Origin of the sequence: Sphingomonas sp. PvP055, from assembly GCF_040546365.1 — a bacterium.
GTDB classification, from domain to species: domain Bacteria; phylum Pseudomonadota; class Alphaproteobacteria; order Sphingomonadales; family Sphingomonadaceae; genus Sphingomonas; species Sphingomonas echinoides_A.
The window spans coordinates 2044816-2060706 of record NZ_JBEPNS010000001.1; the positions used below are offsets into that span (position 1 = coordinate 2044816).

At 63.7% G+C, this 15891-nt stretch carries 10 protein-coding genes; 5 read left to right on the forward strand and 5 right to left on the reverse strand.

Annotated features, from left to right (window positions below):
- The first annotated feature begins 5 nt into the window (after positions 1-5).
- Both ABIC16_RS09775 and ABIC16_RS09780 read left to right on the forward strand, forming a co-directional pair.
- A complete protein-coding gene (locus ABIC16_RS09775; protein ID WP_354290921.1) occupies positions 6-2165 on the forward strand; it encodes a tetratricopeptide repeat-containing sulfotransferase family protein in 2160 nt (719 codons plus the stop codon).
- On the forward strand, positions 2162-3406 hold the full coding sequence (locus ABIC16_RS09780) for a glycosyl transferase family 8 (RefSeq protein ID WP_354290922.1): 1245 nt from the start codon (positions 2162-2164) through the stop codon (positions 3404-3406). The genes ABIC16_RS09775 and ABIC16_RS09780 overlap by 4 nt, the downstream gene beginning before the upstream one ends.
- A gap of 66 nt (positions 3407-3472) precedes the next feature.
- On the opposite strand, the gene ABIC16_RS09785 is transcribed toward ABIC16_RS09780, so the two are convergent.
- Together ABIC16_RS09785 and ABIC16_RS09790 are read right to left on the reverse strand one after the other, a co-directional pair.
- A complete protein-coding gene (locus ABIC16_RS09785) occupies positions 3473-5884 on the reverse strand; it encodes a DUF3772 domain-containing protein (RefSeq protein ID WP_354290923.1) in 2412 nt (803 codons plus the stop codon).
- Between the two features lie 92 nt (positions 5885-5976).
- A complete protein-coding gene (locus tag ABIC16_RS09790) occupies positions 5977-7092 on the reverse strand; it encodes a Gfo/Idh/MocA family protein (RefSeq protein WP_354290924.1) in 1116 nt (371 codons plus the stop codon).
- Positions 7093-7278: 186 nt separating this feature from the next.
- Here ABIC16_RS09790 and ABIC16_RS09795 point away from each other — a divergent pair, with 186 nt between their 5' ends.
- Positions 7279-8274, forward strand: a complete 996-nt coding sequence (locus ABIC16_RS09795; protein WP_354290925.1) for a LacI family DNA-binding transcriptional regulator — start codon at positions 7279-7281, stop codon at positions 8272-8274.
- Positions 8275-8331: 57 nt separating this feature from the next.
- Here the strand turns inward: ABIC16_RS09795 and ABIC16_RS09800 are convergent, their stop codons facing one another.
- Both ABIC16_RS09800 and ABIC16_RS09805 read right to left on the reverse strand, forming a co-directional pair.
- Entirely contained in the window at positions 8332-9957 is a 1626-nt protein-coding gene (locus ABIC16_RS09800; protein WP_354290926.1) for a glycoside hydrolase family 43 protein, read from the reverse strand.
- On the reverse strand, positions 9954-11198 hold the full coding sequence (locus ABIC16_RS09805) for an MFS transporter (RefSeq protein ID WP_354290927.1): 1245 nt from the start codon (positions 11196-11198) through the stop codon (positions 9954-9956). Before ABIC16_RS09805 ends, ABIC16_RS09800 begins: the two co-directional genes overlap by 4 nt.
- A gap of 498 nt (positions 11199-11696) precedes the next feature.
- Here ABIC16_RS09805 and ABIC16_RS09810 point away from each other — a divergent pair, with 498 nt between their 5' ends.
- Positions 11697-14636, forward strand: coding sequence for a TonB-dependent receptor plug domain-containing protein (locus ABIC16_RS09810; protein ID WP_354290928.1), 2940 nt, complete (start codon positions 11697-11699; stop codon positions 14634-14636).
- Between the two features lie 66 nt (positions 14637-14702).
- Here the strand turns inward: ABIC16_RS09810 and ABIC16_RS09815 are convergent, their stop codons facing one another.
- Positions 14703-15272: a DUF4142 domain-containing protein gene (locus ABIC16_RS09815; RefSeq protein ID WP_354290929.1), complete on the reverse strand. Its 570-nt coding sequence runs from the start codon at positions 15270-15272 to the stop codon at positions 14703-14705.
- Between the two features lie 164 nt (positions 15273-15436).
- Here ABIC16_RS09815 and ABIC16_RS09820 point away from each other — a divergent pair, with 164 nt between their 5' ends.
- The gene (locus tag ABIC16_RS09820) at positions 15437-15847 is read left to right on the forward strand and encodes a DUF3597 domain-containing protein (protein WP_354290930.1); all 411 of its coding nucleotides are present in this window, start codon (positions 15437-15439) and stop codon (positions 15845-15847) included.
- Positions 15848-15891: the final 44 nt, after the last annotated feature.

Below are 15891 nucleotides of genomic sequence, written 5' to 3' on the forward strand. Positions count from 1 at the left end.
CTCGCATGAGCAACCCCGCCCCGACCGGACTTTCGATCGACCAGGCGCTGATAGAAGCGAACGCGCATTGGAATGCCGGCCAGGCGGACCAGGCGGAGCGCCTCTGCCAGCACGTCCTGGCGATATGGCCCGGCCAGTCCGACGCGCTGCATCTGATGGGGCTGATGGCGCATGCCTATGGCAATCTCGACATCGCGATCGACCATCTCCGTCGCGCCTGTCAGGCGCCGCGCGTCCAGGCGATCTATTTGAGCAACCTGGCAGAGATGTGTCGCCAGAAGGGCTTGCTCGAAGAAGCGGAGGTCGCCGCGCGCCGCGCGGTAACGATGGACGCCACGATGGTCGCCGGGTGGAACAACCTGGGGATCATCCTGCAGGAAGCGGGCAAGCTCGAGGAGAGCCTGTCGTGCCTGGAACGCGTGGTCGGGCTGCGGCCCGATTATGCCGAGGCACACAGCAATCTCGGGAATACCCTGAAACGGCTCGGGCGGCTCCAGCAGGCGCGAGTGCACTACGTCCGGGCGTTGCAGCTTGCGCCGGCTTATGCCGAAGCCATGAGCAATCTGTCGCACCTGCTCAACGATCTCGGTGAGCCGGACGAGGCCATGGCCGCCGCCCGTCGTGCGATCGATACCAATCCCCGTCTGCCGGACGCCTACATCAACGCTGCCGCGGTCGAGATCGGTCGCGATCGCCACATCGAAGCGCTGCGCTGGATCGATGCTTTACTCAGTTTTGCGCCCCTGCACGTCGGTGCTCTGGGCGTGCGGGCAACGGCGTTGCGGCAGCTCGACCGGCTCGACGAAGCGCTGGCGGATGCGCGCCGCGCCGTTGCGGCGGCACCTGATGATGGAGAGACCCAGAATATTCTCGGGGAGGTCCTGCAAGCCCAGAACAAGCTGACCGACGCGCTCGCCGCGTTCGATCGCGCGGCGCAACCGAGCGGGTTTGCGTCCGAGAAGGCGTTGATCAATCGCGGGATCCTGCTGATGGAGCAAGGCGACAGGGGCGGTGCCGAAGCAACCTTCGAGATGGTGCTGGCGCGGTCTCCACGCTCTGTCGCAGCGTGGTTCAATTTTGCGGATCTTCACCGGTTCGAGCCGGGCGATCCCCGTATATCCGCGATGGAAGCGTTGGTTGCGCAAGACGGGGTCGAGGGTCAGGCCGATCGGACGGCGCTGCACTTTGCCTTGGGCAAGGCTTGGCTCGACGCCGGGGACGCCGAGCGCGCCTTCGACCATCTCGATCACGGCAATCGCCGCAAACGCGCAACGGTCTCCTACGATGCGGCACGGACGGAGCGCTGGATCGGCGAGATCGCCGCGGCTTTCCCCGCAAATCGCCTCCAACGCCCGGCGGCGGACACGGCCGGCAGCGATCTGCCGGTGTTCGTGCTCGGAATGCCGCGCTCCGGAACGACGTTGGTCGAGCAGATCCTCGCGTCACATCCGCACGTCTTCGGCGCCGGAGAGCTGCCCGCGTTACAGGAAGTCATCAATGCCGCCGGTCTCTATCCGGCATTCGCAACGACCGTCACCCTCGAGGGTGAAGCCGCCCTTGGTCGGCAGTATCTCGATCGAATTCGTCCGCTCGCGACGCATCGCCGCCGCGTTATCGACAAGATGCCCTCCAATTTCCTGTTTGCGGGGCTGATCCACCGTATGCTGCCCGAGGCGCGGATCCTTCATGTCCGCCGCGATCCGGTCGACACCTGCCTGTCCTGCTACACCAAGCTGTTCACGCGCGAACAGCAGTTCGCCTACGATCTGACCGAGCTTGGGAAATTCTATCGGGCATACGACCGGCTCATGGATCATTGGCGGGCGGTGCTGCCCGCCGACCGGTTCCTCGAGGTCCGCTATGAGGACATCGTCGGAGACATCGACACCGAGGCACGGCGGATGGTCGCGTTCTGCGGGCTCGACTGGAATGCGGCGTGTCTCGAATTCCATCGTACCGAGCGGATCATTCGCACCGCCAGCCTCAACCAGGTCCGCCAGCCGCTGCACGCAGACAGTGTCGGACGCTGGCGTCCATACGCGCAACACCTCATGCCGCTCCTCGATGCGCTGGGGATCGATCCGGCGCTGCCTGCACCGGACGACGTCGCCGGCGGCGTGTCCAAGGCACGGACGAAGCGCGGGCCGCGACTGGTCGCCGGATGACTCCACCCGTCTTCGACGTTCAGGCCTTCGAAGCCGAAATCCGGCCGCTCCTCACCGTCGGCAAAGGCCGCGAGGCAGAGGCGTTGATCCGCCCACTGATCGCGGGCGGGGCCGGGCCCGTTGCGGTCTGGGCGTTGCTGGCGCAGGCGCTCCGGGTTCAGGGGCGCGTTCAGGAGGCGCGACCGATCCAGGAAATGCTCGTCGGTGCCTTGCCGGGGCACGTGTCGACTCGTTTCGACCTGTCCGAGACGCTATTGCTGCTCGGCGAGTTCGAGCGGGGCTGGCGGGAATACAGCCATCGCTATGGCCTTGCCCACACCACCCGGATCGAACGCAAGGTCCAGCGGCCACGTTGGGATGGTCGCGCGATCCCCGGGCGCACGCTGCTGATCCACGACGAACAGGGATATGGCGATACGTTCCAGTTCATGCGGATGGTCCGTTGGGCGAAAGCACGAAGTCAGGCGACCGTGGTGCTCGAGATCAACCACGAGACGGCTGCTCTGGCGGAGCGTATGGGCGGGTTCGATGCGCTTACGGTGCGCGGGCAGATTCCTCCGCCGTTCGACCTGCATTGCGAGATGATGAGCTTGCCGCACGCCATGGGGTTGACGCTGGAGGACCTTCCCGGCTCGCCGATGCCGTATCTGTCGGCGTCGCCCGAACGGCGGACCGTCTGGCGCGACCGGCTTTCGCCATATCCGGGGTTGAAGGTTGCGTTTCTTTGGGCGGGTCGACCGACGCATTTCAATGATGCCAACCGATCGATGACGCTGGAGCAGCTACAGCCGCTGGCACAGGACGGCGTGACGTTCTTTTCCATTCAGAAAGGCCCCACCGAGCAACAGGCGTTGACGCCGCCCCCCGGCATGACCGTCGTAAGCCTCAGTCCCCAGATTGCGGACTTCGAGGATACCGCGGCGATCCTGTGCGAAGTCGACCTGTTGATCTCGATCGACAGTTCGCCGGTCCACCTTGCCGGAGCCCTCGGGCTGCCCGCCTGGGTGCTGCTGCCGCTTCTTCCCGACTGGCGCTGGCTGCAGCACCGCACGGACAGCCCGTGGTATCCCTCCGTTCGCTTGTTCCGGCAGCGCTCGTGGGGGCGGTGGGATCAGGTTGTCGACGACGTTGCGTCCGCCCTTGCGGTCGAGGCACGCGCGCATCGCGACGGTCTTCAGCAGGAACGCGCGCCGATCTCCCCGAATGCGGAGCAACCGGTCAAGGTCAGACGCCTGGGCTGAGTCCCGCCCGGCCGCATCGCGCTGTCGATCCAAGCGTCGCATGATATCGCTCGGACGATAGTCTCGTTACGTGCCCGATGTCGGTACGGGCGGGGTCGGTAAGGACGGGTCATAGGCGACCAGCTCGATCCGCTGCGGAACCGTGCCGATATCGATCCCTTCCGCGCGGAAACGTTGCAGCAACGTCATCAGCACCGCGCTCCGCGCGGAATAGGCTGCGCGGGGATGGCCGACGTGACCGAAGCAGTTGAACGCGATCCGCCCGGTAACAATTCCGTCGACGAACACTGCTGGCGCCGGATCCGTGAGCACGGCGTCTTCGGCAGCGAAAGCCTCTTGGACCATTGCTTTCACGGCTTGCGCATCACTGTCGAGCGGCACCGAGAACTGGATCTGGATCCGCCCCAGCGGGCTCGCCATCGTCTTGTTGAGCACCGATTTGGTGATGAGTTCGGAATTGGGGACGATCAGCGTCGAATGGTCGGCCAACTCGATTTCGGTCGACCGCACGCTGATCCGCTTGACGTCGCCTTCATCGGTGCCGACGCGGATGAGATCGCCGATCTTGATCGGGCGTTCCGCCAGCAGGATCAGGCCCGAGACGAAATTCTGCGTAATGGCCTGGAGACCGAACCCGATCCCGACCGACAGCGCGGACAGCAGCAACGCAACGCGCTCCACCCCGATGCCGAGCGACGCCAGCGCCCAGATGAACGCTATCGCGATCCCGACGTACCGCGCCACCAAGCTGACGGAATTGCGTCCGCTGCCGTCCAGATCGGTGATCGGCAGATACCGGTTTTCGAGCCAGCTCATGAAGCCACGGACCAGCGCCAGCCCGACGAACAAAACGATCACGCCCCGCAGGATGTTGGCCGGCGAGATCGACACGCCGCCGAATTCGACGCCTTGCGCCAGGATCCCAAGGCGTCCGAACATTTCGCCCGCCCCGGCGCTTCCGCCGAACGGTGTGACGAGCAGGCCGAGCGCCACCAGGATGAGCGCAACACGCAACACCGCGGAAAGCAGCACGCCGAACTGGTCGACCATGCTCGGGCGCACGCCCAATGCCCGCGTAACCGTGACCCCCAACCGGCTGTCCCGAACGAACATGCTGGTCGCCACGTCGTCCACGGCGGCCATCAGCAGGTACAGCGTGATGCCGAGGATCGTCGCCCAGCTGATGAACCAGGCGATGAACAGGCTGAGCGCGATATATCCCAGGAGTAGCGCAACGAGCGCGGACGCGACCAGCACCCACGCGAGCAGCGTCCCCAGACCGATGCCAGCGCTGGTCTTGACGTTTTCCGGTTGCTGCTCGGTGTCGGCGCGGTTCGTGCGCAACCGCCCAAGAACGATCAGGAAAACGCCGATCAGCAGCAGATGCAGCAGGGCCGTGAGCGTTTGCGTCGCGACCTGCGCCGGTTGGCTCGTGCCGATCGCCCGATTGAGGGCGCTGGCGAGGATACTGACGAACGACAGCCCCGCCAACATCCAGGACAGCGGGCGGAGCGCGGAGGCGGTTGCGTCGTCGATCGGTGCAACCCGCCATGAAGGACCATGGCGCATCAGCAGAGCACCGCTCACGGCTGCGGTATAGGCACTGAACCCGGTCGCCATCACGAAGGCGTCGAGCATCCCGCTCCAGCGCTCTGGCAGCAGACCCGACCAGCGGAGCCCCTGGACCAGCGCCGCCGCCGCCAGCAGCGGCGCGAGCGTGCCCGTAAAGACACGCCATAGCGCGTTGGCGGACCGCCGCACCCGGTGACCGGGCGCACCCTCCACCAGAAAGCGCTGACCGAATTGCCGCGCGCGGACGCGCACCGGGAAGAGCAGCACCAACCCTAGCACCAAGCCCAGCAGCACCTGCCAGGGAAGGCTGTTCTTCCATTGCGCCCGGATCTGCGACGTGCCCTGCGTCAGGAACAGTTCGGTCCGCCTGAGATCGCGCGGAAGCGACTGGAGGATCGCCCGCCAGTACGACGGGGTAAGCGGGGAGAAGACCTTCGCGGTGACCTTCTCGTTGAACTGCTGTGCGCGGCTGCGGTCGAGCTCGTCGATCAGTTGTTTGGATTCGACGGTGGCGAGGCCCCCGCGCTTGATTGCAGCGTCGATCAGCCCGCGTTGCTGCGCGAGGAGCTTGCGTTGCGCGCCGATTTCGGCGGGTTCCACGACTCCCGGCGTGACCGGTCCCAGACCGGCGATCCGCGCGTCGACCAGTGTGGCCTGCTGTTGCAACTGGTCGGTGATATCGCCGATCGATTGTTGCGCCGCGACCGCGCGGCCACGAAGCTTCTTCTGGTCGTCCGCATCGACCCTGCCGTCGAGCAACCCATCCACCGTCCGCAATTCGGTCTCGGCCTGACCGATCTGTTGGGCGAGACTCGAGACCGATGGGGTCTGCGCAATGGCCGACGCGGCGATCGTGGCGAGCAGAGCCGCGACGATCCATCGAAGCAGGATTTTGGAAAGGTGCATTGCCGTCGCCTTTAGCCGTCCGTGAGACCCGCGGCAACGCGACGCGGGTCTCCGAAAGGATAGGCGGCAATGCGGCCTTATAGTGGCTGGCCTTAGGCCGATTGCGGGATGATGCTGATCATCTCGTCCTCGCTCGGTTGTTTAGCCGGCTTGAGCTTGAGCGCCTGGTCGGGCTGGACGTGCCGGCTTCGCGTCGCCGGTTCGAGCGCAACCGTCCCGCCGCTCTCCAGCGACTGCTCGATCGCGGCGAGCACCCGCATATCGAACAGACCTTCCTCGCCGTCGGCTTCAGGATGAAGATCGTTGAGGATGCAGTTCGAGAAATACTGGGTCTCGTTGCCGAACTGCTCGACCGGGTCGAAGCTGCGGCATTTGCTGCCTTCTTCCGTGCGTTCGACGTAGGAGATCCCGACCTTGGGACCGAACATGAATGCTGGATTGGCGTGGACGCTCGCCTCGGTCCCAACGAGCTCGAAGAATTCCGACGAGGCGGTTGCATAACTGACCGTAAACTGCGCGATCCGGTCGTCCGGAAAGCGCAACGTCACCGCCACGGTATCGTCGAAGTTGAACCCGCGCCCGGCCGTTCTGGTGCCTACCGCATGCACGGCGATCGGCTCCTGACCAAACAGGTTGCGGACCGCGTTCAGCGGGTATGTCCCCATGTCCGGCACTGGCCCACCCCAATAGCCATTGTGGCCACGAGAATTCGCTTCGGCGACATTCTGCGCGAAGACCGACGAGAAGCTGCGTAGCTCGCCGAATGCCCCGGCGCGGGCGCGCGTGATCAGGTCGACCGTGCCTGGTTCGTGATGAAGCCGATAAGCGATCATCAGCTTGGCGCCGCTCTTCTGCTGGGCTGCCAGGATCTGTTCGGCTTCCGCGACGCTTGATGCCATCGGCTTTTCGAGCAAGACGTGGATACCCGCTTCGAGCGCCGGTACCGCATATTGCAAATGCAGAAAGTTCGGCGTCGCGACATACACCGCGTCGATTTCGCCTGATGCCAGCAGGGCGCCATAATCCGCATAGGACCACGCCTTGATCCCGTACAGCTTGGCGAGCTTGTCCGCCTTCACGGGGTCGCCCGTGACCAGCGCCGTCATCTCCGAATTGTCCGTCTGCGCCACGCCGGGCATGAACGCCTGCTGCGAAATCTGGCCGCCGCCGACCACGGCGTAGCGTACCTTCTTGGTGTGTCCGAACATGTCGGTCCTTCAATCTGTCTGGGGAAGCCATGCAAACGACGGACTCCCGGGATCGTTGCATCCTCGTCGGCGCCGATCGGTGTTGCCCCCGCCGTGAAATTGGCTAGTCCAGGCAAGGGTAGGGCAGCAGGGTAAGGGCGGGCGGAATTGGCACGGAAGGTGGTCCCGGGACGAAGCACGACCATCGTGGACGTCGCGGCAGCGGCGGGCGTCTCGGCGATGACGGTATCCCGCGTGATCAACGGTCAGCCGGGGGTGGGCGCCGATACGCGGGCAACCGTTCGCGAAGCGATCCGCCGCCTGGACTACCGGCCAAACCAGACTGCGCGCAATCTCGTCACGTCGACCGAGCTGCGGATCGGTGTCGTCTATTCCAATCCGAGCGCCGCCTTCATGAGCGACTTCCTGACGGGGGTGTTCGAGGAAGCATCCGAGCGCGGCGCGCGGTTGATCATCGTAAAAGGCGAGGGAGGCCGTCTCCCGCCACTGGCCGCAATCGAAACGTTGGGGGCATCGGGCGTTTCGGGCGTCATCCTGACGCCACCGCTCGGCGAATCGCCGGCCGTGCTGCGGGTTTTGCGCGATGCGGGCATACCGTTTGCGTGCGTCGGCGCGCACCGGGTGCCAGGGGCGATCTGTGTCCGCATCGACGACCGGCAGGCGGCGTATGAAATGACGCGTGATTTGATCGCGCTGGGGCACCGCAACTTGGGCTTCGTAGTGGGGAACCCCGATCAGGCGGCAAGCGCCGAACGTCTCGCCGGCTTCCATGCCGCTGTCCGCGAGAGTGAGGGGGTTCAAACCACCGTTGCCCAAGGCGACTTCAGCTACGCATCGGGGTTGGTCGCCGGCGAGCAACTGCTCGACTCCGCGCAACCACCGACCGCGATCTTCGCGAGCAACGACGACATGGCGGCAGCGATCGTTTCCGTCGCGCATCGGCGGCAATTGGACGTGCCGGGGGAACTGACGGTGGTCGGGTTCGACGATACGACTGCGGCGGTAACCTTATGGCCGCCGCTGACCACCGTCCACCAGCCGGTACGCCAACTGGCGGCGGAAGCGCTCGGATTGCTCGTCACCGAAATCGCCGCGCCCAAGCACACCACCGATCACGCCGAACGCGTCCTGCCGCACAGCATCATCCGACGTCAGTCGACGGCGCCCCCGCGCTCGCAATAGCCTTTTCCAGCCGCTGTAAGGACGTGCCGATGGTGATTGGTAACGACGAGAACCGTCCTACCCGTCGCGTCCTTCATATCGAAAGAAGGCAAAGTCCGCGGGGAGTGCTGTGCCGCCCATGTCCTGACAGGCCATGCCGACGAACGTTCCCGTGAAATTGGGCAGTCCCGGCAAAGACGCCTCGTCGGACAGGATGCTCGCGTCATAGATTTGGTCGAGCCAGATCCAGTCTGATTCTTCCTCACCGTTGGCGAGCCGCCACGCGAAGCGCAGTTGGTCGTGATCGACGTCGACCCGCAATTCGACTGGCCCGTCCGGGAGATGCGGGACCACCACGGTGGTCCCGCAGCGTCCGTCCTCCGGCGAGGCGGTCATTACCTGCAATTGCCGCGTGGTGTCGTCGTGCGTGATGTTGAGGTAGTGGAACTTGGTGCTGTTATAGTAACAGATGAGCCCGGCCGCCTGCTGGAAATTGGTCGGTTCATAGTCGATCCGCGTGGCGGCGGTGTAGCACAGATCCTGCTGTCGCCGTGCAACGAGCGACTGGCTGAACGGACTCCCGACCGTTTCCCGACCGTAAAGCCGGAGGAAACCGGGCCGCGCGCGCAGGCTGAACAGCTTCGCGGAATCCGGCGTGCGGAGCCATTGGAACGCTTCAGGCAGCGCCTCACCGTCAAACGTGCCGTCGGACGGGACGGTCGGCCACGGTGCCGATTGCAAGGCGGGCGCCTGTGGTGCGGGGTCCGGGCGCGCATCTCCGTTTTGGGTTCTGAGCCATCCGTCTTCCCCCCACACCATCGGCTGCATTGCGGTTTCCCGGCCGAGAACGCACCGTTCACGCGATGGCAGCGGTCGCCCGCAGAGGTAGGCGATCCAGGTCGTACCGTCTGCAAGATCGAACAGGTCGCCATGCCCCGCCCGCGTCAGCGGTCCGTCGCGCCGGCCCGCCGCGGTGAGCACTGCAACGTCCGGATGGACCTCGTACGGACCGAACAGCGACCGGGATCGCGCCATCGTGACCGCATGGTCCCACCCGGTGCCCCCCTCCGCGACGAGCAGGTGATACCAGCCATCGCGCTTGTAGAGATGCGGTCCTTCCGTGAACCCGATGACCGTACCGTGGAAGATCGTCCGACGTTCGCCGATCAGCCGCAGCGTCGACCGGTCGAGTTCCTGCGCCACGATGCCAGCGAAGCGCCCGTTGCCCGCGCGGTGATCCCACAGCATGTTGAGCAGCCATGTTCGCCCGTCGTCGTCGTGGAACAGGGCAGGGTCGAATCCGCTGCTGTTGAGAAAGACGGGGTCGGACCATTCGCCGTCGACGGTGTCGCACGTCACAACATAATTGTGGAAGTCGCGTAGCGACGCGCCCGACGCGCCGTTCACGGTGGTTTGCCCGTATCGCTTCACATCGGTGTAGACGAGCCAGAACCGACCGTCCGTATAGGTCAGATCGGGCGCCCATACGCCGCACGAATCAGGATCCCCGCGCATGTCGAGTTGGCTCGCGCGCATCAGCGGTCGCGCCGCCAACTGCCAGTGCACCAGATCCCGGCTATGGTGGATCTGCACCCCTGGATACCATTCGAAGGTCGACGTCGCGACGTAGATGTCCTCTCCCACCCGGGCTACGGACGGGTCGGGGTTGAAGCCGCGAAGCACGGGATTGCGTAACTGCGTCATGCGGGTTTGCGTACCAAGGTCCAGAGGATGGCGGCGCCGATAAGGTCGAGAACGCCCAATACGATGAAAAAGGGAACATAGCCGACCTGATCGACCAGCTTGCCCAGTGACAGCGTGAAGATCAGGACGCCGAGATTTGCGGCGAGACCGGCAAAGCCAGTCACGGTGGCCACCTCGTCCCGGTGGAACAGGTCCGACGCCATGGTGATGACGGTCACCGACAGGGTCTGATGCGCAAACCCGCCGAGACACAGCAGCGCGATGGCGACATAGGGGCTGGTCGCCAATCCGACGAACGCCATCCCCGTCATCATCACCGCACCGAGCGTGAACGCCCATCGCCGTGCATCGATCAGCGATACGCCGCGCCGCTGCAGCAATGCCACGACCGCCGGGCCGAACAGGCAGCCGAGGTCCGCGGCGAGAAACGGAAGCCAGGCGAAGATGGCGATCAGCGTGAGATCGAAACCGCGCTCGCGGGCGAGGTATAGCGGCATCCAGAACGACAACATGCCCCAGACGGGATCGGCCAGCAGGCGGGGCAGGGCGATGCCCCACAGGTTCCGCCGCCGCAGAAGCGCAGAAATCGGCTGACGCTTTGCAGCGCCCGGGGCACGGGCGACCTGCTCATTCTCGATATGCAGCCGTTCGGCGGCACCGAGCCGGCGATGCTGCGCGGGCGTGCGGTACCATAGCAACCACGCCACGCACCACACGAGCCCGAGACCGCCGGTTACGACGAACGCCAGTCGCCAGCTTTGAGTCATCACCGCCCAGGCGATCAGGGGCGGTGCGAAGACCGCGCCGAACGAAGCCCCGATGTTGTAGATGCCACCCGCGACCCCGCGTTCGCGCGCAGGAAACCATTCCGCGATGAGTTTCTGTCCCGCCGGCTGCGCCGATCCTTCCGCAAGCCCGAGCGCCAGACGCAGACCCGCGAACGATGGCCAGCCTTGCGCCAGCACGTGCGCGATGGTGATCAGCGACCAGATCGCGACGCACAGCGTGAAGCCAAGTCGCAGCCCGAAACCGTCGAGAAAATAGCCGACCAGCGGCTGGAACATGACCCCAAGCTGAAACGCGCTGGTCACCCAGCTATATTGCTCGTTGGAGATTCCCTGCTCGCTCAGGATGACGGGGGCCGCGACGCCCAGCACCGACCGGGCGAGATAGTTCAGGATCATCGCGACGACGAACAGCGCGATAATCGTCCACCGAATATACGGAAACGGGCGTCTCATCCCGCCATGGTCGGCTCTGCTATCCCCCGCCATGACACCCTTTCACGTTAACGTTATCCGAACAATCTGTAATTTTGTTTGAACGACTATCGGTACGATCATGCGGCGGATCGTGCCGCGGCGCAGGAAGCTACGCAGTTCGGCACCTTTGCCCAAATCATGGGCGTTTTGTCAAACGAGTCCGACTATTGACTAGATCCCCACACCTCCATACCAAGCCGCGATAACGTTAACGTTCACGGCGGGTCGCACCGCAAAGGACGTTCAACGCCAGGGCGTAAAAGCGCCGATCGTACATTGCAAACGGGGAGAGGTGCCTTGCAGACGGCCCAACGAAATAAGTTTTCATCACAGACGATCGAACAGATGGTTCGCGACGCATCGGTCCCCGCAATTGGTGCGCGTGGTTCACGAGCCATGGTAGCGGACGCAAACCGGATCGCTGCGTTCCGGAGCCAGGTCCGTCTGTCCGCCGGGATGGTTGCTTTGGCGTGCGCCATGAGCGCGACCGCAGCGTTCGGTCAGGTTGCGACCAGCGAAACACCCGCTCCCGGTCCGCAGGCTGCTCCGGCTGCGCAAGTTCCCCCCGGCACGATCGCTCCGACCCCGCCCACCAGCGCCGAGCTCGACAACGGCACCGGTGACGACATCGTCGTGACCGGGTCGCGGATCGTCTCCAACGGGTTCGCCGCCCCCACCCCGACGACCGTGATCGGTGCCGCGCAGATCCAGGGCAATGCCCAACCCAACGTCTTCACGACGATCGCGCAGCTCCCATCCCTGCAGGGCTCCAGCGGGTCCGCGACCAACACGTTCAGCACCTCCAGCGGCCAACAGGGGTTGAGCTCGCTATCGTTGCGCGGACTTGGTCCGATCCGGACCTTGACGCTACTTGACGGACAGCGCGTCGTCGGCGCTTATTATACCGGCGTCACTGACGTCAGCCAGTTTCCACAACTGCTGATCCAGAGAGTCGACGTCGTAAATGGTGGTGCATCTGCGTCATATGGCTCGGATGCGATCGGCGGCGTTGTCAATTTCATAACGGACACGCGCTTTACGGGCATAAAAGGCAATATTCAGGGCGGCATCACGACGTACGGCGACAACGAACAGGGCCTGATCCAGCTCGCCGCCGGACGCAGTTTCTTCAACAACCGCCTCCACGTCGTCGCCAGTGGTGAGTATGCGAAGGAAGCGGGCGTCGGCCCCGGCGATTTCGGGCTCGGTCTGGCCAACGGACGCACCTGGTTCACCCAGACGTCGTTGGTCAATCGGAACGTAATCAACGACGGATCGCCGCAATATCTTTTGCTCGACAACGTTCAGAGTACCGGTTTCACCAAATACGGTCTGATTACGGCAGGGCCGTTGCAGGGAACTGCGTTTGACAAGAATGGGCAACCGTTCGCGTTCAATTACGGGTCGAATGGTACGCCCTCGCGCAACGCTGCGGGTACGGTCAACGGCTGCTATCCCGGCGTCTGCGTGGGAGGGGACACGTCCGGCAACATCGATACCGGGCGCTCGCTACAATCCGCGATCCAGCGGATCGTCGGCTACGGCCGGATCGGCTATGATTTTGCCGAGGACAATGAAATCTACGCAACGATCAACGTCGCTCAGGTCAAAACCAACAACCAACCGACCAATGGCGCGAACCGGCCTGGTCTCACGCTCCAATGTGCCAACCCGTATCTGCCCGCGTCGGTAAGGGCAGCGTGCGCGACCGCCGGCATCACCAGTTTCCAATACGGAACCAGCAACGCCATCCTGCCCAACACCAAGGTGTTCACGGACCGTCGACAGTATCGCTACGTGGTCGGTGCGAAGGGGAAGGTCCTGATCGGCGGGTCAAAGTGGACCTACGACGCCTATTACGAGCGTGGCATCAACAACATTGCAGTCGATGTTAACAATGTCCTGCTCACGCCGCACTTCAATCAGGCGATCCAAGCGGTCGAGTTGAATGGCGCGATCGTCTGCGCCAGCCCTGTCGCACGCGCGAACGGCTGTCAGCCGATCAACATCTTCGGTGGCGCCGAGCCATCGGCTTCCGCCAAGGAATATGTCAGCCCGGCGAAGGGTCCGTTGCAGCGCATGCGGCTGACCCAGGATGTCGTCAGCGTCAACTTCTCCGGGTCGCCGATCGATTTGTGGGCAGGCCCGTTGGCAGTCGCGTTCGGCGGAGAGTATCGCAAGGAATATTACACGGTGCGCGCCGACGCTTACGGCGCTGGCGTGAGCAGCATCAGCCCCAATACCGCGGATTATCCGGCGGATCCGACCCTGCTGGCGGCTGGCAACAATTGGTATGCGGGCAATTACAAGAACGGCAACGGCGCATTCGACGTCAAGGAAGCCTACGCTGAGCTTGACCTGCCGATCCTCAATTCGGAAACGCTGGGGCGCGCCAACATCAACGGCGCGGCCCGCGTAACGGAGTATAGCACGTCCGGTACAGCTTGGACCTGGAAGGTCGGTGGAACTTGGGATACGCCGATCCAAGGGCTTCGCCTGCGCGCCGTGACGTCGCGCGACGTGCGTGCGCCAAACCTGTCGGAACTGTTCGCGGCGCCCGTTACTACGACGCTCCCGAACTTCCTTGATCCGGTTCGCAACGTGAACGTCGTCGCGATCCAGAATGCCGTGGGCAACCCCAATTTGACGCCCGAGATCGCCCGCAACACGTCGTTCGGCGCGGTGCTGTCGAACCCGAGCTGGCTACCGGGGTTCAGCGTGTCGTTCGATTATTACAAGATCAACATCCGGGATGTCGTGTCGAGCCTTGGTGCTGGGCAGATCGTTGACTTGTGCTTCCGCAACATCCTGCCCGAGACCTGCAGCGCGTATAATCTCAACAACCAAGACGGGCCCAACTTCGTCAACGTCCAGTCGTTCAACCTCGCGTCGATCAAGACGAGTGGCTTCGACATCGAGGCAAGCTATCGCTGGCAGCGCCCTCTGGGCTTGCCGGGCAACTTCACGGTTCGTGGCCTCGCGACCCATATTCAAGAATACATCACCGACACCGGTTTGCCGGGCACGATTCCGTCGGAGGGCGCAGGGGTGAACCTGGGTTCCACTCCGAAGTGGAAATGGCTTGCGGTTCAAACGTATGACAATGATCAGTTCAGCCTGCTGGTGCAGGAGCGCTGGTTCAGCGACGGTACGATCGGTCAGCAATATGTCGTCTGCTCGCCCGGCACGTGCCCGCTCTCGACGCCGAATGAACCAACCGTCGACAACCGGTTCATGCCCGGGTCTTTCTATATCGATATCGGCGGGACGTATAACTTCACCAAGAAGGTGAGCGGATACTTTAAGGTCGACAACCTGTTCGACAAGGATCCGGCGCGGTCACCGTTCAACGCCAACCCGGCTTTGTACGACATCGTCGGCAGGACCTACCGCGTGGGCGTTCGCTTCAACTTCTAGTCTCGAACAGAATCGTCACTGCTCGGAAATATTGACGCGGAACGGGGGTTCCGCGTCAATATTGCTTCAGGCTTTCAGGCCCTTGGCCATGTTCAGATGCGCCGTTACGGTCGGAACCAGGTTCGTCGCGAAGGTCTTGAGCGCCGGCAAGTCACCCGATGCCGCATATGCCTTCAAGGCGTCGAGGGTCTGCTGATGGCCGGTCGTCTGGGCATCGATATAGGCGCGATTGAACTCGGCGCCGGTCTTTCCTTTCAACCCGTCCACCGTCTGCTGCTGCGCTGCGGTCAGTGTCGCATCAGGTGCGATCGGCGGGGTCAGGCCGCTGACTGCCATGGTCAGTTTGGCGGTCGACTCGGTATGCGCGTCGATCATCTTCTGCGCATATTTCTTGATCGCGGTAGAAGACGAGCTGTTCAGCGCCATTTTCGACGTCGCGATCTCGAACGCGTCGCTTGCGGCGGCCGTATTCGCAAACGTCTGCCCGGCTGCCGGCGTGACGACCGGCGACGTCGATGCGGTTGTCATTTCGGTGTTGGTCGTGGTCATCGTCGTATTGTCGACCGTGGTCTTCTTGCCGCAACTCGCCAGCGCGAGCGCGCCGGCGGAGACCAGCACGAGATAGGATGTCTTCACGAAAGTTGCTCCTGTTGTGAACGCAATCGGCACGCGTCCTCAACAACCGCTGCGACGGGACGTTCCCAGCAGGCGAAGATCGCGCGGGACCTTTGCCTTCGCTGCGCCGTTGGTGCGCTGCGCGGCAAGCAGCCGATCCGCAGGCATTTCGAGGAGGACATCGAATGAGCATTTTCGGGAACATCATGAGCAAGATTTTCCATCATGGTTCGGCAAAGGCCGCGACGCCCGCGCCCGCCGCGCCGGCCCAGGCGGCACCCGCACCTGCGCCGACGCAAACGCCTGCAGCTGCTGCGCCCGCACCAGAACCCGTTCAGTCGGTCGACGTAGGCGCGGTTCTTTCGGAAATGGCATCGTTGAAGGACGGCGGCGGTAACTATCAATCGTCGATCGTCGATTTGCTCAAGTTGCTCGACCTCGATTCGAGCCTGACCGCACGCAAGGAACTGGGTACCGAACTGGGCGTCCATGCGGGTGCCGACGGCAGCGCCGAACAGAATATCGCGCTGCACAAGGCGGTAATGGCGAAGCTCGCGGAAAATGGCGGCGTCGTTCCGGATTCGCTGCGCAACTGACGGTGAGGGCGCGAACCCGATCGCGGGTTCGCGCCGATTGCCCG

Excerpts from the sequence above, each read along its gene's own strand:
- ABIC16_RS09775 (WP_354290921.1), top strand. The coding sequence starts at position 6 with ATGAGCAACCCCGCCCCGACCGGACTTTCGATCGACCAGGCGCTGATA.
- ABIC16_RS09780 (WP_354290922.1), top strand. The coding sequence starts at position 2,162 with ATGACTCCACCCGTCTTCGACGTTCAGGCCTTCGAAGCCGAAATCCGG.
- ABIC16_RS09785 (WP_354290923.1), bottom strand. The coding sequence starts at position 5,884 with ATGCACCTTTCCAAAATCCTGCTTCGATGGATCGTCGCGGCTCTGCTC.
- ABIC16_RS09790 (WP_354290924.1), bottom strand. The coding sequence starts at position 7,092 with ATGTTCGGACACACCAAGAAGGTACGCTACGCCGTGGTCGGCGGCGGC.
- ABIC16_RS09800 (WP_354290926.1), bottom strand. The coding sequence starts at position 9,957 with ATGACGCAGTTACGCAATCCCGTGCTTCGCGGCTTCAACCCCGACCCG.
- ABIC16_RS09805 (WP_354290927.1), bottom strand. The coding sequence starts at position 11,198 with ATGAGACGCCCGTTTCCGTATATTCGGTGGACGATTATCGCGCTGTTC.
- ABIC16_RS09810 (WP_354290928.1), top strand. The coding sequence starts at position 11,697 with ATGAGCGCGACCGCAGCGTTCGGTCAGGTTGCGACCAGCGAAACACCC.
- ABIC16_RS09820 (WP_354290930.1), top strand. The coding sequence starts at position 15,437 with ATGAGCATTTTCGGGAACATCATGAGCAAGATTTTCCATCATGGTTCG.